The following is a 1,671-nucleotide window of genomic DNA, read 5'->3' on the forward strand; positions in this document are numbered from 1 at the left end:
GGCTGGTGCTGGCGGCACTGCAAATTGCTCGGGCAGTGCACCATCGGCCGGGCAAAGTCACGGTCTTTGTGCCCCATTATGCGATGTCGGGCGGGACGCTCATTGCCCTTGCCGCGGACGAGATCGTCATGTGCAAGCACGCCGTCTTGGGTCCGGTCGACCCTCAGATCAATCAGCAACCGGCCGCCTCGGTGCTCAAGGTCCTGCAAAGGAAAAAGCCCGACGAAATCGACGACCAAACCCTCATTCTGGCAGACATTGCCGAAAAGGCCATCAGCCAGGTCAGAATGTGTGTCAAAGAACTGCTCAGTGACAAGATGCCTGAAGAGAAGGCCGACGAAGTGGCCAGACTCCTTTCGGAAGGTACATGGACCCACGATTTCCCGCTCACCGCCGAGATGGCCCAGCAATTGGGATTGCCGGTGAGCACGGATATGCCGACCGAGTTCGTTCAACTTCTCCAACTGTATCCGCAACCGCGGCGGGGCCAGCCCACCGTGGAGTATATTCCGGCCCCCTACCACTACCATCCGCCGAGAACCTAGCGCGCACCGATCACCGAACCGTACAGCCTGGCTTCGACGCCGCTCGACTGGCCCGTCCGAAGGGCCGTGAACGCACAAGTTGGAAAGGGCCGACGGACTAGGTGTTGTCACCCGATCCAGAGAAGTCCCGTTCGTTGCCAATCTCAGGCTGCGTTACGGCCGCGGATCGTTCTTTATCCTTTCAATCCTGGTCTCGGTCGCGGAACCGGGCGGGGTGCCGAACGATATGGCCCCGAACCAGGTAAATCACGTCCTCGGCGATGTTCGTGGCATGGTCGGCGACGCGTTCCAGGTTTCGGGAAACGGCCAGCACCTGCAGCCATGTTTTGACCTGGTCGGGATGTTGCTCAATAAGCTGCTCAACTTGTTGACGAATGGCCTTCTTCTGGGCATTGACAGCTTCGTCCCGCTTGCACACGTCCTCGGCCGCACCGGCATCGCCGTTGACCAGGCTATCCACACTCTGCCGCAACATGGCCTGAACCTTGCGCCACATACCGTCCAGGTCGAACGGCATTCGCACGGGAGGCATCTGAGAAAGTGTTCGGGCTTTGCGGGCGATATTGACCGCCAGATCCCCAACCCGTTCCAAATCATTGTTGATCTTGAGAACAGTGATTAAGAAGCGAAGGTCAGCGGCGACGGGCTGATAGAGTGCGAGAACTTTCAGGCACTCTTCCTCGAGCTCGACTTCGTACTGGTCGATCTTGCGGTCGCCTGCTTCCACTTCGTCGGCTAACTGAGGATCACGGTTGAGAACAGCCGTGATTGCCTTTTGAAGTTGTTGCTCCACTTCCCCGGCCAGGCCGAGAAGCCGTCCGCGGAGCCTGTCGAGTTCACGATGCAAGTGGACGCTCATATTGCCGACCTCGCGTGGGACATTGCCAATTCTACCGAAAGTGGACCTGATTTCTCTCCTGAGACGCTCTCAATTGTGCCTTGTGGCGATGCCGACTGTCCTGTCATTTTAGGCGGTGATCTCACCGATAGAAACCCACTTTCCCCAACGGGCGGGTTACCGAGGCCAAAGCCTTTCCGAAGCTCTTTGGAGCCTATCCGAAAACCAAAGGGCGACCGGAAGTTCGAGCCAGTTTTGACGTTTTCAGATATATTGCAGGACCGAAGG

At 57.9% G+C, this 1,671-nt stretch carries 2 protein-coding genes; one reads left to right on the top strand and one right to left on the bottom strand.

The window, feature by feature from the left end; all coding sequences use genetic code 11:
• On the top strand, positions 1–545 hold a 545-nt coding region (locus tag H5U08_RS18005), incomplete at its 5' end, for a hypothetical protein (protein WP_297036292.1).
• Positions 546–726: 181 nt separating this feature from the next.
• Here the strand turns inward: H5U08_RS18005 and phoU are convergent.
• The gene (gene phoU / locus H5U08_RS18010; protein ID WP_297036295.1) at positions 727–1,404 is read right to left on the bottom strand and encodes a phosphate signaling complex protein PhoU; all 678 of its coding nucleotides are present in this window, start codon (positions 1,402–1,404) and stop codon (positions 727–729) included.
• Positions 1,405–1,671 lie beyond the last annotated feature (267 nt).

It is taken from the genome of Thermogutta sp. (genome assembly GCF_014359955.1).
In the GTDB taxonomy this organism is placed as follows: domain Bacteria; phylum Planctomycetota; class Planctomycetia; order Pirellulales; family Thermoguttaceae; genus Thermogutta.